6 protein-coding genes are annotated in these 17,019 nt (G+C 65.3%); 3 read left to right on the top strand and 3 right to left on the bottom strand.

From position 1 onward, the window contains the following. Positions 1-79: 79 nt before the first annotated feature. Positions 80-3,061, bottom strand: a complete 2,982-nt coding sequence (locus tag G7071_RS04190; protein WP_166315259.1) for a hypothetical protein — start codon at positions 3,059-3,061, stop codon at positions 80-82. A 983-nt stretch (positions 3,062-4,044) separates the two neighbouring features. On the opposite strand from G7071_RS04190, the gene G7071_RS04185 reads away from it, so the two are divergent. Further along, positions 4,045-7,068, top strand: coding sequence for an MMPL family transporter (locus G7071_RS04185; RefSeq protein ID WP_166315256.1), 3,024 nt, complete (start codon positions 4,045-4,047; stop codon positions 7,066-7,068). Positions 7,069-7,093: 25 nt separating this feature from the next. Further along, the gene (locus tag G7071_RS04180) at positions 7,094-9,310 is read left to right on the top strand and encodes a YhgE/Pip domain-containing protein (RefSeq protein WP_166315253.1); all 2,217 of its coding nucleotides are present in this window, start codon (positions 7,094-7,096) and stop codon (positions 9,308-9,310) included. An 884-nt stretch (positions 9,311-10,194) separates the two neighbouring features. On the opposite strand, the gene G7071_RS04175 is transcribed toward G7071_RS04180, so the two are convergent. Together G7071_RS04175 and G7071_RS04170 are read right to left on the bottom strand one after the other, a co-directional pair. Next, complete coding sequence (locus G7071_RS04175) at positions 10,195-12,069, bottom strand: acyl-CoA dehydrogenase (protein WP_166315250.1); 1,875 nt, start codon at positions 12,067-12,069, stop codon at positions 10,195-10,197. A 314-nt stretch (positions 12,070-12,383) separates the two neighbouring features. Further along, complete coding sequence (locus tag G7071_RS04170) at positions 12,384-14,573, bottom strand: DUF4185 domain-containing protein (RefSeq protein WP_343043563.1); 2,190 nt, start codon at positions 14,571-14,573, stop codon at positions 12,384-12,386. Positions 14,574-15,142: 569 nt separating this feature from the next. On the opposite strand from G7071_RS04170, the gene G7071_RS04165 reads away from it, so the two are divergent. Continuing rightward, complete coding sequence (locus G7071_RS04165; RefSeq protein WP_166315244.1) at positions 15,143-16,834, top strand: VWA domain-containing protein; 1,692 nt, start codon at positions 15,143-15,145, stop codon at positions 16,832-16,834. Positions 16,835-17,019: the final 185 nt, after the last annotated feature.

Genomic DNA, 17,019 nt, shown 5'->3' with positions numbered 1-17,019 from the left:
CGAAGTGGCCTAACTTTCAAAGAGCAGAACCGGCCGAACTTTCGACGAGCGCTGACACCTGGGTCAGCCGTTGACCGGGCTAGTCGACCTCGAGCAACGCCCGGTAGGCGTGTGGATACGTGATGCTGTCGGGTGCGGGTGTTCGCAGGCAAGTGGAGCAGAGGAGTCCTCCAGGGACTTCGGCGTTCCAGACGACGATGTCGACCGGCATTGGGGTGCCCGTTTCGGCGCAGTGGGGGCAGGGTTGCAGCACGTAGCCCGACAGGTTCTTCATTCGCTTGCCGTGGCGGGACAATCCGGACACGTCGATCCTGCTGAGGAGGTGCGGCAGGTTCTCGCGTTTGAGTGTGGCCCAGACGCGGGCTCGTTGATACCGCCCTTTGGGGTCGCTGTCAGTCGCTAGCCCCAAGTGGTCGGCAATCTCGGTGGGTCGCCAATAGGGGAGCGAACTGTTTCGTATGGCGTTGAGCAGTCGTTGCATCTCGGTTCGGCTAGACAGCATCGGTGCCCTGAAAGGAAACGTCGAGTTGGGTTGCAGATAGGTCCGTCGGATGACCTCGACGTATGCCTCGCTGGTTCCCAGCTCGTGATGGTCGATGGGGATCCCCTGGGCGAGGTTGTAGGTCACGGTTCGAGGGAGGAGAAGCGTGGTTTGCAGAAGGTAGCGAGCCTGGCCTTGGGTGAGGCCACGGCTGATGAGGTGCTGTGCAGCGTGATAGGCGACGTACGACTTGGCAGCGAGCCCGTCGTTTACGAGTGACGCTCCGTGACGTGTGGCCTTGGTGTCCTCCATAGTGAGTCGCCGGTACGCGAGTTCCTCACACTCAGCATGTGACCAACTCTCGTAGCCGGGCGGACGTACGCCGGCTGTTGGGACCGTGAAGCGGATAGGCCCAACCGGGAGACTGGTTTCACTTGTCGTTGGCAGGAGCAGGTCGATCTCGAACTCCACTTCAAATGCTGTCACTCCAATGACCCGCATCCTCGGGATGAGAGCCTGAATGGCTCGGACCTGTTCGCTGCGCGCGGTGACGCGAGTACGCAGGGCCACCAAGGTGCGAAGCGCGAGGTCCAGGTCATCCAAGTCGGGCATCACTTCCGGCAGAGTCGCGCTCGCCTCGTCATGCAGGCATGTGAGGTCTTCTTGGAGACGCTTTTCCCGTGCGCGAGCCTGCACCTCTTCCCGAAGCGCCGCTCGCTGGACATCCTCGTTGACGGCTTGCCAGGCGTCTTCGGCTCCCCCTGGTGAGTTGGACTGGGCTTGTCCATAGTCCGTGAGCAGGCGCACGCGGCTTTCGGCGCTGCGCACCTCCCGTCGTGCAGCATCGAGGTTTTGAACCAGCCGCTGACGTCGAAGGGTTCGCTCGGTCTGGAGGTGCTGGCCGGCTTGGATGATGCCACTGGCTGCGGCGCGTTGCCCAGAGAGAACGCTGACGCCCTGGTCGATGTGGCTCGCTGCTGCGTCGGCGATTGCGGCATGGAAGGTCTGGCATCGAATCTGGGCCACGGCATGCTTCATTACCCCCTTCGAGCCACTTGCGATTCCCCACGCGCGGTTGAGCGACTCCGTTGGTTTGAGTTGTGAGTCTGAGGTCCGTCGCAGGACGGCGTACGTGTCGCCTAAGTGGCAAGCGATCTTGAACTCAGTCCCGTCTTCCTGACTCCAGGCCGAGTATCCGGAGAAAAGACGCGCGGATTCAGGGATGCTCGTGTTGGAGTTGCTACGCGGTTCCTCTCCGGTCACCAAGGACAGGATTTCTCGCACGCGGGCACTGCGAGAGTGCTCTGGACCGGACCCGATCGGACGCGACATCTCCAACGTCAGTTGGTTGCGCTTTGCTGTCTCCCGGGCGTCTTGGGAATCAACTGGTGCCGTCAGGTCAGCCTGGATCCGCTCGCGCTGTTCGCGTTCGTGGACCCAGAGGCTGGCACGCTTTCCGGCTCGGATGCGTTTGCGCGCTGTTGTGATGAGCGCAGCGTCAAGGTCGGCCTGGTTGACGTGGTCGAAGATGTCCGGCACATCCCACACGAGCACATGCTGCCAAAGGTTGCGGGCCGACTTCTCGCGGCGTACTCCACGGTGGGTAAAGTTTGTGGAAGCGGGTTCAGTCACTTCCATGACGTGCTTGCCCATGGCCAGGTCGAGCATGCGCCCCCGAAAGAGCCGAACGGCACGTTGGACGCGGTTGTGCTCGTTCTGGTCCAGAATGAAGACGGCGGAGCCCTGTGTTGACTTGCGCATGGTCTTTCGTCTGCGAAGCAGTCCCTGCTGTACGAGTCTCCGCGCGATGGCTGCATCCGTGTCCCCCGCAGCGAAGCCCTTGACGATTACTTCCACTGCTGCGCGGTCACGCTGATCGACAATTAGGCGGTTCGCATCGTCCGTAGTGAGCCCCACCGGAGTCGAGCTTTCGCCCAGGAACCACAGGTTGCGGCGCGCCATGCTGACCTTGCCGCCGGTGGTCCGTTTGACCGTCACCTTGCAGTTCGTGGCTGCGCTGTTGGACAGGGAGTACCAAGACTGCTCAGCATGTTCGGTGTCGAACCAGATCTCGCCGGGCTCGTCCTCTAGGTAGAGCACCTCCACATTGGCGGCTTTGAACGCTTCTAGAGTCTTGGTCGCATAACCATGAGCGCGATTGACACGATCGAACGGCCCGATGAAGACCTCAACGGGACGCAACGCTGACAAGACGTGGCTCATCAGATTGACGACAGCGTTCTCGTTCTTCTGGTCGATCTCGGTGCTAGCCGCGTTTCGTGCTGCGGCGGAACCCAGGATGAGCAGTACCCAGGTCCCGTCCACTTCGTAAAGGCAAGCGGCTCCGCCATCCGGCAATGTCCAGTGCTGGTCTGTCGTGCGAGGGTTGAGGACAGGCTCGATGCCAAGGCGGCCGATCTCATCGCACCCGGGCAGAAACGGATACAGGGACAGGGTGCGCTCGAGCAGCGTTCGCAGATCCGAGTGCGCGGTCACGCTCGACTGGCGAACAATGATCAGCCTCAAGGCTCGCACCGCATCGTCAAATGCGGGTGGCTGGATGGCGTACATGGCGGTCATGGCAGTCCTTCAGTGGGGGATGGCATGACCGGTATCGGCACCTCACCTGACCACTTGACCTTGAAACGATTACGCAGTCAGCGTAATCTGTCAAGCGGTGGCACTTGGGCGAGCAGCGCGATACATCTCGAGGGAGAGCTGTCATGAGTGAGCCGAACGCCATGGCCGAACTTGTCGGCCCGTTCTACGACAACGACGGAGTTTCGGAACTCCTCGGGCTTCCTTCAGAGGCGCTGCAAGTCGCAAGAGAGGAAGGTGCGCTGCTGGGAGTGCTGACATCCGACCAAAATTGGTGCTACCCCACATTCCAGTTTTCCCAGGGTCGCGTCGATCCCCGCGTCCTCCCAGTCCTTCGTGTTCTTCGTGACTCGCCACCCTGGAGCGCAGCGGTCTGGCTCTCCACTGCGGACGACGACCTGGGCGGCCTGTCGCCAGTCGAGTGGATCCGGGCCGGCCGTCCGCACGCCTTCGTGCTTCGACTGGCACGGCACGCAGCCCACCGCTGGGCAAGCTAGCTGCGCAAAGACGCGATTGGGCCGCGGCGCCTTCGGGCGAGCGCGCTCAGCTCCTGGTCACCCCCATCTTCTACGTAGGTAGGCGCGTGCACGCCTGCCTGCAGCAGTACGCACCGTGGAGCCGGCTCATCACCCGGGTGCGCGCAGCGTTCCGCGATCCGGGGCCGTCGTGAGCGTGGCGCTCCTGGCCGCGACGGTGCTCGTAGTCATGCATCAACTTGCCGAGGCGGTGGCCGCCGGTGCGCCTGGCGGGCTGAACTTCGTCGTTCTCATCCTTGCCTGGGACGCGCTCAACTTCCGTGTACTCGCCGTCCACGAACTCGTTCGCATGACGCTTGCCAAGAAGGATGCCCGAGGACGAGGCTCCGCTAGGGGAAGGGCCCGTTGGTGAATGGTGCGTGCGGGAAAAGGACGCGTATGCTCACACTTGAGGAAATCATCAACTAACCCTGATAGCGAGTAGACAGCATGGCGAACGCGCTGTACCGGTGGGGGAGTGCTGCCTTTGGGCACCCGTGGAGAGTCATCGTCGCGTGGCTGGCGGTTGTTCTGAGTGTCGGAGTCATTTCGACCGTGGTTTCTGCCGGTACGAGCAACACGTTTGAGGTGCCGGGGACCGAGAGTCAGTCGGCGTTGGAAGCGTTGGAGCGAACGTTTCCCGAAGTTGCTGGTGCAACCGCGCAGGTCGTCGTGTCCGTGCCCGACTCGACGATGGTCTCCGACGGCGCGCGCCGCGACATACGCGCGCTGGTGCGTGAGCTGCGCACGGTGGAGGGAGTCGTTCAGGTCCTCTCGCCATACGCCGAGGGCGGACTGATCTCCGGCGACGAGCGCACTGCTCTGGTCCAGGTCCAATTCGACGTTGCGGCAGCGCAGGTGTCGCAGAGCCAAAAGCAGGCGCTGCAGCAGGTCGCCTCGGAGTTGACGTCCGAGGGATACACGACCGCGGTGGGCGGTCAGGCGTTCATCAGCACCGGGCCCGGTCTGTCGCCAACCGAAGCCCTGGGCGTCGTGGTTGCGTTGCTCATCTTGCTCGTCACGTTCCGCGCCATCGTGCCGGCAGTCCTGCCCGTGATCACCTCGGTGGTCGGTGTGGGACTCGCGACGGCTCTGACGATGGGTGCGACGGGTTGGATAGACGTCTCGTCCACGACGCCGCTGCTCGGGCTAATGGTCGGTCTGGCGGTTGGCATCGACTACGCCCTGTTCCTGGTCTGGCGTTACCGCGAGCTTCTCGGGGAGGGTCTTGCGGGTCAGGAGGCGGCCGCGCGCGCCAACGCCACGGCCGGGTCCGCGGTCGTGTTCGCCGGTGTCACCGTGATGACTGCCCTGCTTGCGTTGGCCGTCCCTGGCATCCCTTTCCTTCGCACGATGGGTGTGTTCGCCGCGCTCGCGGTGGCGACCGCGGTCGCTGCTGCAGTCACCCTCCTTCCGGCGTTCCTCGGGGTGTTTGGTGGGCGTCTGCTTCCAGCCCGGACCAGCCCTGGTTGCCGGCCCGGTCAGACCCTGATGACTCGGCTGCGGCGTGGTCGCAATGCCAGTGCGCACACCCGCGCCCGGCAGGGGCGTTGGGTGCGCGCCGTCATCCGCTGGCCGGCCGCGACGATCGTCGTGTGTGTCGTGGGTCTGGGTGTGCTGGCCTATCCCGCCGTTGACCTCCGGTTGGCCCTGCCTGACACCGGTTCGGCTGAGCTAGGTTCGTCCGAACGCACGGCTTACGACCTCATCAGCGCTGAGTTCGGTCCCGGCTACAACGCTCCGTTGCTGGTCTATGCCGACATTCTCAGCACCACCGACCCACAGCGTGTGATGCGGGATCTCGGTGAGGAGATAGCGGGCGTTCCCGGGGTCGCCGAGGTGGTGTTGGCGACCCCGAACGAACGTGGTGACACAGGCGTAGTCGTCCTCATTCCGACCAGCGGCGGCAGCACTGAGGCCACTGCCAACTTGGCCCGCGACATTCGCGACCGGTCGACGAGGTGGGAGGAGAGGTGGGGTATCAACAGCGCAGTGACCGGTCAGACGGCGGTGCAGATCGATGCCTCGGCTCGGCTCTTCGACGCTCTCATTCCGTTTGGTTTGCTGGTGGTGAGCGTGTGTCTAGCCCTGCTCACCGTGGTGTTCCGCTCGGTCCTCATTCCGCTCAGTGCCGCAGCCGGTTATCTGCTCTCGGTCGGGGCCGCGTTCGGTGCGGTGGTGGCCGTGTTCGAGTGGGGCTGGTTCGCCGATGTGTTGGGTGTGGAACGGACGGGACCGGTGATCAGCTTTCTGCCGATCATCTTGATGGGTGTGTTGTTCGGGCTGGCGATGGACTATCACATCTTCCTCGTCTCGAGGATGAAGGAGGACCACGCGCGCGGCGCGGCCGCACGTGAGGCCGTCATCAGTGGCTTCGTAGGGGTTGCCCCGGTTGTAGCTGCTGCGGCGCTCATCATGGCGAGCGTCTTCGCGGCCTTCGTCCTGGGTGAGGACGTGACAGTTAAGCCGATCGCACTCGGGTTGGCTGTGGGCGTCGTGGTTGACGCGTTCGTAGTGCGGATGACGCTCATCCCGGCGGTGCTGGCGTTGGTCGGCGAACAGGCGTGGCGCCTGCCCGCTCGCCTGGACGGGCTTGTACCGCACGTCGACGTCGAGGGCGCGGCGGTTGAGGAGGCGATGGAGCTGCGCTCGTGGCCGCGCCCGGGAACACCACCGGCGGTTGCCGCGCAAGGACTCACCGTCTTGGACGAGGACCGCGAGGCAATGTTCGATCCTGTTGATCTGACGGTCGAGCGCGGCCAATGGCTGCTGGTCGAGGGCACCCAGGGAGTCGGCAAGACGTCGCTTCTGCTCACTCTTGCCGGCCGCATGGCCGCTTTCGAGGGTCGTCTCAAGGTCAGCGGCCATTTGCTGCCGCACGAGCGTGTCGCAGTGCGGCACCGGGTAAGCCTTGCCGAGTTCGCACTGGTCAATCCGCTCGAGGAGGCGTTGAGCGTTGACCAGCACATTGCCGAGCGGCTCGGTTCGGCGAGCCTGGGACTCTGGGTGCGGCGCCGGCGCGTCGACGCGGTCCGCGACAGCCTCAACGACTTGGTTCACGACGCGGCGTCCGCCACTGGCAACGACACGTTCGAGGCCCTCGCCGGCGACTGCTTGGTCAGCCAGTTGACCCCGTTGCAGCGGTTGAGCCTCGGCGTGGCCCTCGCGGGCCTGTCCGATCCCGATGTGATCGTCGTCGACGCCATCGACGTGGTGCGAGACCCCGATGACCTGGACACGTTCTGGCGCGTCTTGGACCTACTGACCAGCCCTCACGACGTCGCCACCGGATCACCAACGGGTCGTGCGGCAGCGGCCATCGTCTTGTCCGCCCAGCCGGGGCTGCTGGCTCCCGACCACGTTCGGCGTTGCGAACTTGTCGCCACCCGCCGGCCGCGGACCGGCCGGGCGGCTGACCGAACGACCACCACCCGACCGACGGCCAGCCCCGGCCCCGTCTCGACCACGAGGTGACTGACTGATGTTTCCTTCCCCGTCCGTGCCCTGGTTCGAGCTTGCGCGGTTCCGCAGGAGCCGTGCGACCAAGGGCGCCGTGGTAGCCATTGTGCTGGTGCCGCTGATCTACGGGTCGCTGTACGTGCTGGCGAACTGGAATCCTTCGGACAACCTGGATCGACTGCACGCCGCGGTCGTTAACAACGACGAGATCGTCACCGTCGGGTCCGGCAAGGACGAGACCGATGTGGCGCTCGGTCGTGTCCTGGCGGCAGAACTGGTGTCCAGCGACGACGAGAACAACTACGACTGGCGTCTGACGAATGCTAAGGATGCCGCAGCCGGATTGGCTGACGGTGACTACGCGGCCGTCTTGACCATTCCCGCGGAATTCTCCGCCGACGCGGTCTCGGTCAGCGGCAACGATGCGACCGATACACGAACCGGCCACCTCGGGTGGGAGACCAACGACGCGTACAACTACATCAATGGCAACATCACATCATCGCTGGCTGCTAGGGCTACCGGCTCGCTGTCGGACCAGGTCACCGAGCAGTACCTCGACGGCCTGTACCAAGGGTTCAACGATACTCACAAGTCTTTGAAGCAGGCGTCTGTCGGTGCGGCGGATCTGGCCGCCGGGAGTGTCAGCTTGGCCTCGGGGGCGGGCCGAGTCAGTGACGGTGCCAGGCAGGTGTCCATAGGTACGACGGAGCTAGCCGTCGGAGCAGGGACGCTGGATGCCAGCGCGCGTCAGCTCGCAGGCGGGTCCGGCGAACTCAGTGATGCGACGACTCAGTTGGCTCAGGGTGCATCCGCGCTGAGTTCGAGTGCCCGTCAGCTCGATCAGGGAGCCACCAAGGTGAGTCGGGGAGCCGGCCAGGTCGCGGCCGGGTCACGCAAGCTGGCCACCAACGCTGACGCGTTGCGCGACGGTGCAACCAACGTCGCCAGCGGCGCGGACCAGTTGAGCAGGGGACTCGACACGACCAGTGGTTCGGCGAACCAGGTGTCCGCAGGTGCCGGCAGTTATGCCGCACAAATGCGTCAGCTTGCGGATGCATGCCCGCCCTCTCCGGCATTGGCCACGTACTGCGCGAACGTGCGGCAGGCTGCTGCGGGAGCCGACCAACTGGCTGTGAGCACGACCGCGCTCGCGACGGGAGTAAGCACGTTGGCCACCGGGGCCGACCCGCTCGTGGCAGGGTCGGCGCGGGTTGCCTCCGGCGCCGACGATCTGGCCGACGGGGCGGCGACGTTGAGTGAGGGTGCCAGTTCGGTGGCGAGCGGAACTCGAGACGTGGCCGCGGGCGCCGGGCGGTTGAGCCAAGGGGCGCGACGTCTCAACGAGGGTGCTGGCCGCACCGATGATGGCGCCGCACAACTCACCTCGGGCCTCGGTCAGTTGCAGCAGGGCACGGGAACGCTGGCCAGCAAGTCGACCCAGCTCGCCGCGGGCGGCGTCGAGGTTGCCGCCGGCGCGGACGAGGTGGCCGCCGGAAGCGATGATGTCGCCACTGGGAGTCGCGATCTGGACGCGGGATTGGCGCAAGGTGTGTTGGACGTGCCGACGTACAAGGCGGAAGATCGGATCACTTTGGCGCAGGCAGCTGCCGAACCGGTGCAAGCGGACGTGGTGCGTGCCCATGCGGTGAAGAACAACGGAGCCGCACTGGCGCCGTATTTTTCGTCGTTGGCCCTGTGGGTCGGTGCGTTGGCGATCTACTTGATGTTGCGCCCCCTGTCGGCACGGCTGCTCGGCACCACAACGCCCGCGTGGCGTGTCGCGCTGGCTGGGTTCGTGCCCGGCGCCACGCTGGCGCTCGTGCAGGTAGGCCTGCTCGTCGGGGTCCTGGAGCTTGTGGTGGGAATCGAGGCGGCCGATCCTTGGCGTCTGCTGGGTGTCGCTGTGGTCACGAGCGTCACGTTCGTAGCCATCAACCAGGCGTTGATCGCGCTGTTCGGGTCCGCGGGACGGTTCTTGGCGCTCATCTTCGTCGCCTTGCAGCTGACGGCGGCCGGTGGGACGTATCCGGTAGAGACCGCACCGGGGTTCTTCTCCGCCATCAGTGCGTGGATGCCGATGACTCATGCCGTGCAGGCCATGCGGAACGCGATCGCCGGCGGAGACGCCGCGATGGCCGGGGATGTGGCCGCACTGGTCTTGTGGATGGTCGCGGCGCTGGTGGTCTCGACGCTGGCCGCGAGCAAGCGCCGCAACGTGACGCAGCATGCCCTGCACCCGGCGTTGGTGATGTAGTCAGGCGCCATCTGGGTCTGGGGCGCAGCGGATTGCGGGCTCATGGACCGCAGCGGTCGTGAGGATGCGCGGTGCATCGGCGAGTCGGCGCCCCAACGGGATGAAGAAGTCCTTGTGCCTGCGGCGCAGGAGCCGGACATCGCAGCCCGAGGTACGCAGTCGCGCTTCCGTGTAGATGTCTGCGCGCGGCAGTCGTGCGGCGGATCCGGCACTGCTGGGCGTTGGTGACCTCTGGTCCTGGGCCGCGACGCCGCGAACCGTCACACAAAGTTGACTGGGGAGGAATGCTGCCGGCAAACCCGGAGCAGTCGAACGCGCTGCGCCTGAGGACATCCTCGGCGAGTGACGTCGGTAGTGGTGTACACATTGGATTCGGAGCCTTGGCAGGTCGGTGTTCGCCAAGACGAGAGGAGTAAGTCTCCTCTTCTTCGTCGCTCACATCGTCTTCGACCGCGCCGAGCAGCGCACCTGCGATCAGCACGCCTCCCACATCCAGGGACACCTCATCGGTCTCCGCCTGCTCGCTGTGGGTGCCGCGCGGGAACTGGTTGGGGGGTGAGCGTCGTCACGGCCGTCATCGGCACGCTGGCTTCGCTCGATCTTGAGCGCGCCGGCCATCGGTCTTTTGAACCGATCGCGAGCGAACCCACGGTCGGATGCATCTGTCATGGATGTTCAGCCGTTTGGTCGCACACGGGACTGCGTGTTCGGTGTGTCGTGAGTTCAGGTCAACTGCGGGGATCGAGTCCGGGCGCACGCGGCGCCTCCAGCGATCCTTGCACGGATCGAATGAACCGCCTCGGAACAATGAGGCGAGTTGTTGAGAGAGCGGGCAGCCGACTTCGGGGGTCGGCCGGCTGCCCGCCGTTCGGGGGAGAGGCGGCCTAGAACGCGGCCTCGTCGAGGTCCATCAGGGCGAGGTCGGTGGCCTCGGCGATGGCGCGCTCGGCGGTGATCCGCGGCAGGTTGGTCTGCGCGAAGAACTGCGCGGCCGCGACCTTGCCCTCGTAGAAGGCCTTGTCCTTGCCGGGGTCCCCGGCGAGCTTCTCCAGGGCGATCTCGGCCTGGTGCAGCAGCAGCCAGGCGCACACGACGTCACCGAGCGCCATCAGCAGGCGGCTGGTGTTGAGGCCGACCTTGTAGATGTTGCGCAGGTCGCCGCCCTCGGAGGAGGTGTCGGCCGACATGAGGTCGTTGATCATGTGGGCGACGATCGCGTTGGCGTCCTCGAGCGCGGTGGCCAGCAGCGCGCGCTCGTTCTTGAGCAGTGCGTTGCCGGACTCGGCGCCGATGAACGACTCGATCTCCTTGGCCAGGTGACCCAGCGCGCGGCCCTGGTCCTTGACGATCTTGCGGAAGAAGAAGTCCTGGCCCTGGATCGCGGTGGTGCCCTCGTAGAGGGTGTCGATCTTGGCGTCGCGGACGTACTGCTCGATCGGGTATTCCTGGAGGAACCCGGAGCCGCCGAAGGTCTGCAGCGACTCGGTGCCCAGCAGCACCCACGAGCGCTCCGAGCCGTAGCCCTTGACGATCGGCAGGAGCAGGTCGTTGACCGCAGCCGCCAGCTCGTCGGTCTCGCCGGCGTGCTCGGCCAGCATCACCTTGTCCTGCCAGGACGCGGTGTAGAGCACCAGCGAACGCATGGCCTCGGAGAACGACTTCTGCGTCATCAGCGAACGGCGCACGTCGGGGTGGTGGGTGATGGTGACGCGGGGTGCGGTCTTGTCGGCCGCCTGCGTCAGGTCGGCACCCTGGACGCGCGTCTTGGCGTAGTCGAGGGCGTTGAGGTAGCCGGTGGAGAGCGTGGCGATGGCCTTGGTGCCGACCATCATCCGCGCGTTCTCGATGACCTGGAACATCTGCGCGATGCCGTCGTGCACCTCGCCGAGCAGCCAGCCCTTCGCGGGCTCGCCGCCGCCGACCTGCGGGTCGCCGAAGGTGACCTCGCAGGTGTTGGAGACCTTGATGCCCATCTTGTGCTCGACGTTGGTGACGTAGACGCCGTTGCGCTCGCCGGTCAGCTCGCCGGTCTCGTGGTCGAAGTGGTACTTGGGAACCAGGAACAGCGAGAGGCCCTTGGTGCCCGGCCCGCCCACGCCCTCGACGCCCTCGGGGCGCGCGAGGACCATGTGCATGATGTTTTGTTGCAGGTCCGATTCTGCGGATGTGATGAAGCGCTTGACGCCCGTGATGTTCCACGAGCCGTCCTCGTTGAGGGTGGCCTTCGTGCGTCCGGCGCCGACGTCGGAGCCCGCGTCCGGCTCGGTCAGCATCATCGTCGAACCCCATTGCCGTTCGATGATGTGCGCGGCCATCAGCTTGTCTCGCTCGATGCCGTTGCGGAACAAGACGTCCGCCGATCCGCCACCGGTCGCGTACATCCAGATGGCGGGGTTCGCCCCAAGGAGCATCTCGTTGGCAGCCCACAGCACGGAGCTGGGGACTTCCATGCCGCCCAACGCGGCGGGTGCGTTCATGGTCCAGAAGCCGGACGCAATCCAGGCGTCGTAGCCCTTCTTGAACAAGGGCGGTACCGGGGCTGTGTGCGTGCCAGGGTCGAAGACGGGCGGGTTGCGGTCGCTGTCGACGTAGGACGCGGCCAGGTCATCACGCGCCAGGCGGTCGACCTCGGCGAGGATCTCGCGGGCGGTTCCGCCGTCGATCTCGGCGAAGGGGCCCTGCCCGAGGATGTCGTCGCGTCCGAGGACCTCGAAGAGGTTGAACTCGATGTCACGCACGTTGCTCCTGTAGTGACTCACCGGACTTCGGTTCCTTTCTCGTGAGCGCCGCCGCGGCGCCAGACCTTGACGAAACAGCTCGCCTGGGGCGACGTCATGACCCACGCTGATTGCGGCAACGTGATGACAGGCGTTGGTGGCAATATATATCACTAATGAGGATTTCATCATGTCAAGAAGCCCGCCGCCTTCTGGAAGGCACCCCAGCGCGTCGTTCGCGCTGCGCCGACTGGCGACGCGGGCGGCGCTTCGCGGGTTCCATGCAGGTGCGCGTCCCGACTGCTCCGATTCGGCAGGAACCGCAGTTGCGGCGGGCGCCCGCGCTGCGATGACGATCATTGATCGGGCAGCGGCACCCTCAGGAAGCGTGGGCGGTACTGCATCGGGTCGTTCACGATGCTGCCCACGTCCGTTCGATTGCGGCTGTAGGACACCACGACATCGCCGGGCCGCGCGAACAGGTCGGGGTGCGCCAACGGCATGTAGCGCAGTTGCCCGGTGACGATGTTGGACTCCAGGTGGGCAACATCGCGGCCCACATCGAACGGACCCCAAGGATGTGGGCCGGTCCACACAGTGACCTTGGAGCCGAGGAAGTCGTCGCGCTTGCTCAACGCATACCAGGTGCCATCACGCTCGAAGACCGACAGGGTTTGCGAGGTTCCCGCCTGATTGTCGATCAGTGCCACTGCCTCGTGCTCCGCGCGGGACCAGCGTGTCCCGGTCCAGTACTCCCAGGCTTGCTGGTCGTGAACGCTGTCAGGGCGAACGCGCGCCAGGTGCAGCGAGTAGCCGAACGTGAGCTCTTCTGTGCTGCCGGCTGTCCCGTACAGGTAGGTCCACCCTGCCTCGACCACCGACGCTGCCCCCCATGTCGGGCGCGTGACGTCGGCGTCGTCCGGGCCGAGGTCAGTAACCGAGATGAGCTGCGGTGCGCCTTCGCGAGGCACGATGAACACCGCGACCGCGGGTCCGATGTTCTCGAAATCGAAGGGACCGCTACCGGTGCTACGAACTCGCTGAGCCATGACCGAGACGAGGTCGTATCCGGGCCGAGTGGCGACATTCACCGACATGGGCCAGTAGCCGACGTCGACGCCGGTACCTGCGCGGTTCGGGATGAGAGCACCGGAGTCGGCTGGCAGCACCGCCTGGATGCAGCCCGGGTCGAACAGCAGCATCGAGTTGCGCACGAACGTGCGCTGACCGGTGGGCAGCCTACGCAGCGTGTCGCCGAACACGAGTAGCCGACGACCGTCTTGCAGGGCGGCGCTGGCGCCGACATCACCGCCCTCGAACTGACCCTCGCCCCGTAAGCGGGCAGAGATCCGGTTGAGGTCCGAGACCGAACTCACCCGACCCGTGGCCACGCACGGGGTTTGCATAGCGCTGTCGACGACGACAGCAGCCGAGGGCGATCGATCGCTGGGGATGAACGCGACAAGTCCGGCCACCATGATCGCGCTGGGAAGTACGACTGCGGCCACGCGCAAGCGCCAGCGACGTGTAAGGCGTCGTTTCGGCGGCGAATCTGCATCCCCTCGGGGGCTGGCGCCAATGGATGATGCGGCCGTAGCCAAACCTTGAGGTGACGTCTGCTTGCGCGAGCCGATGATGCCGTCACCGAGGGTGACGTGAGCGCGGACTCGTTCGCGCCGTGCCACCAGCATCGCCACGACGGCCACCACCAGCCACCCCATCAACACGGCCAGAGGTTGACGCAGCCCCGTACCGGTGAACAGCACCACGCTGTCGAGGGCGTTCACCGTCGCACCCGCTGGCGTCCAGTCCACGAGCTTGTTGAACGGTTCGGGAAGCAGGTGCGAGTCGATGCCCCACAACAACGGGGAGGCGACCACCACGAACAAGGTCAAGCCCACAGCCAGTCCGGCCAGACCCGCGAGCGCCCCCAACGCCAGCGTCAACAGCGCAGGCATCAAGATGCTGAGGCCCACGACGGCCGCCATCTCGATTCGTCTCGCCGTGGAGGGGGGCGAGAGCCACGACGCTCCGACCAGGCCCAAGATTCCGCACACCAACACCAACGTCACGACTCGTCCGGCACCCAGCCGCAGCCGGTTCGGTGCCGGACCCAACAGCACCGACACCAGCAGCGCCATGGCGAAGCCCGCCGCGCTGCTCGCCAACGCCGCTGCGGACACACGCTCACCACTCATGGTGGTAGCGGACACACGCGTGACCTGCACTCTCCGTCCGTTGCTGGCCAACACTTGGCGGACGTGATCCTCCACCGCGCCGTTCAGTTCCTCGTCACGGCTGGCGTTGAGGACGAGACGGTCAGTAGTGCCCGACAAATCCATCACCAGAGCGGCAACCACCACACCCTCGATGACCTGGTCTTCAGCGGCGTCGACACCGTCGCCGGCATCGCCGGCCAAGACGGCCAATGGACGGTCAGGCAGCGCGTTCGCTCGCTCAGCCAACGCCGAGCTCACCACGGGCGACGCCACAATCAACAGTGGAGCCTCGTGCAGTCTCGCGTCCTGTCCAGGACCCACCAGCATGCTCACCAGTACGGCGTGTGCCCCAAGAAGCAGCACGCACCCGGCGACCACAGGTGCGGGAAAGGCACGCCGCACCCAACGATGCCCCCGACAGCCCGCCGTCGACCGATTGTCGTGGCGGGTAGATCGCAGTCTGTCGAGAAGTTTGTCCATGCTGCTGAGGTCCTGGGCTCTACACGACAGTGTGCGCGGCGCGACTGAATGTCATCGGCGTGCGCAAGGACTCGTCGCCGCCAGCGGCCGCGAGCACGACTCCGTCAACGCGCAACGCCATCGCGCACACCTCCTCGCGCCTCGTCCATGCCACGACACGGCCTCCTCATCCACTGGAAGTGATGAAATCATCAACTTCGCCTGGGTGATCTGTCAAGGCAGGTCCGACCCTCGGCCACTTGGCAAGACAGCCCTCATGGACCGAGAGCGGATGTGCGGCTCCCGGGCGCGGGGCGCGGGCGCTGTCGTTCGCCCAGGGGGCGCTCCTTGTGATCTTTGAGAACTGATGATTTCCTCAGTTATAGATACTATCGTCACCGTGGATCCACGATTCCGAGCAACGCGAGAGGCCACACATGTTCGGCAGCCACCTGCACAATGACACCGACGACCACCGCGAGCCCGCTGCAACACAGCGCAGCGCCTCGCGTCGGGTGAGAGTCGGAGTCGTCACCCTGATCTTGATCGGGACCCTCGGTTGGGCAGGAGCCCAGGCGCTAGGCGGCGACGAAAGCGCAGGCGTGAACTGCCAAACCTCCAGCGTCAACGTGGCCGTGGCCCCAGCCATGGCGGACCTGGTCGAGGAGGCAGTGGACTCCCTTTCCACCGACAGTCGATGCGTCGAGATCAACGTCACGACCGCTACGGTCGCTGACGTCGCGGTAGGTCTGGAGGAGGCTCCCGACGACGACAGTGCGCTGCCCGATCTTTGGGTCCCCGACTCTCCGGCTTGGCACAGCGTGCTTGTGACCCACGACCGCGCCGGCACCGTCCTTGTCCCAACACTCGCGACGACGCCGGTCGCGCTGGCTGGTGGAATCAAGGAACAAGCGGGCGCAGCCTGGTCGGACGTCCTCGCCTCACCTCACCTGGAGATCTCTGACCCCAGCAGTGACGGCGCGTCTGCCATGGCGCTCGTCACACCCTTCGGCGAGGGCGACCCGACGGCGGCGCAGGAAACCATGGTTCCCCTTGCCCAACGGTTTGGCGACAACCTCGCCTCGGGCACCGTCGGCAAGGTGACCGTTGACAACCTCGAGCTCGGGAGCGCCAAGATGGTGCCTGTCACGGAGCGTGATTTCCTGATCGCCAAGCGCGGCAACGACTCCCTTCAGTGGCGCGTGCCTGGCGACGGGTTCGCCGTTCTCAACTACCCGCTCGTCCAGGTCGCCGAACCAGTTGGCGTCAGCTTCGCGATCAACAGTGCGGCAGGGGTGGACGTAGTGGCCCGCACCGGTGAGCGGATTGCTGATTGGTTCAAGACCACGGAGGGCGTGCGGGCCATTGCCGAAGACCACCTCCGAGGCCCCGATGGCGCTCCGCTCCCTGAGAGTCAGGACGCAAGCGCAGAGAAGCAGTTGGCTACGGTGCCGCAAACACAGGTCGACGCGGTGATAAAGCGCTTCAACGCACTCAAGGTCCCCTCCAGCATCCTGGCACTCGTCGAGACCTCGGACTCCATGGCAACTCAGTTCGGAGTCATGAGCAAGATCGAGTTGGCGGCTGACGCCTCCAAGACCGCACTGGAGGTCTTCCCAGACGCGGTGCGTCTCGGGTTCCGGGTCTTCTCGACCAACCAGGCGCCCAACGGCCAGGACTGGCGCGAGGTGGCCCCGCTACGTCGACTCGATGCCCCGGTGGGGCCTGGGCGCATCCACAAGGACCTCCTCAAACAACAGATTGATGCTCTCCCCAGCCAGACTCGCGGCGGAGCCGGTCTCTACGACTCCATCTTGGCCGCTTACCAGGAGGCCGTGCGGCAGTACAACCCGTACTACCAGAACTCCTTGGTGATCTTCACCGACGGCCCCAACGACGACCCGGCCTCGATCTCACTCGAGGAGCTCAAGCTTGAGCTGCAGAAGATGCAGAACCCCGATAGGCCAGTGCGCATCATCGCTATCGGCCTCAGCGCGGACGCAGACCTGGGGTCCCTGCAGCAGATCGCCGCGACTTCGGAAGAGAACGCATATTATCGAGGCGCTCATCAGGTACTGCAACCAGGAGACATCCTCAACATCCTGGCTTCTACCTTGTTGAGCCGCTGAGTCCTCGCCCGAGTGTTGGGGACCCAGCGGTAACGAACCAATGCGTACGCGCTCGCCCTGCTTCGTCGAGCGCATGCTGCGGAGGACCGTGACGGGGGAACGTCGACCCCAGGGCCTTGGGCATCCGACTCGTATCGGCAATCCGTGAGTGTGGAGGTCGACGCTGGCGACGCACGCCCATAGCT

The sequence above is a fragment of the Nocardioides piscis genome (assembly GCF_011300215.1).
GTDB lineage: Bacteria > Actinomycetota > Actinomycetes > Propionibacteriales > Nocardioidaceae > Nocardioides > Nocardioides piscis.
Note: the sequence above shows the minus strand (reverse complement) of the source record. Positions and strands in the feature narration are given on the sequence as shown.

Excerpts from the sequence above, each read along its gene's own strand:
- G7071_RS04165 (WP_166315244.1), top strand. The coding sequence starts at position 15,143 with ATGTTCGGCAGCCACCTGCACAATGACACCGACGACCACCGCGAGCCC.
- G7071_RS04170 (WP_343043563.1), bottom strand. The coding sequence starts at position 14,573 with ATGCTGGTGGGTCCTGGACAGGACGCGAGACTGCACGAGGCTCCACTG.
- G7071_RS04185 (WP_166315256.1), top strand. The coding sequence starts at position 4,045 with ATGGCGAACGCGCTGTACCGGTGGGGGAGTGCTGCCTTTGGGCACCCG.
- G7071_RS04190 (WP_166315259.1), bottom strand. The coding sequence starts at position 3,061 with ATGACCGCCATGTACGCCATCCAGCCACCCGCATTTGACGATGCGGTG.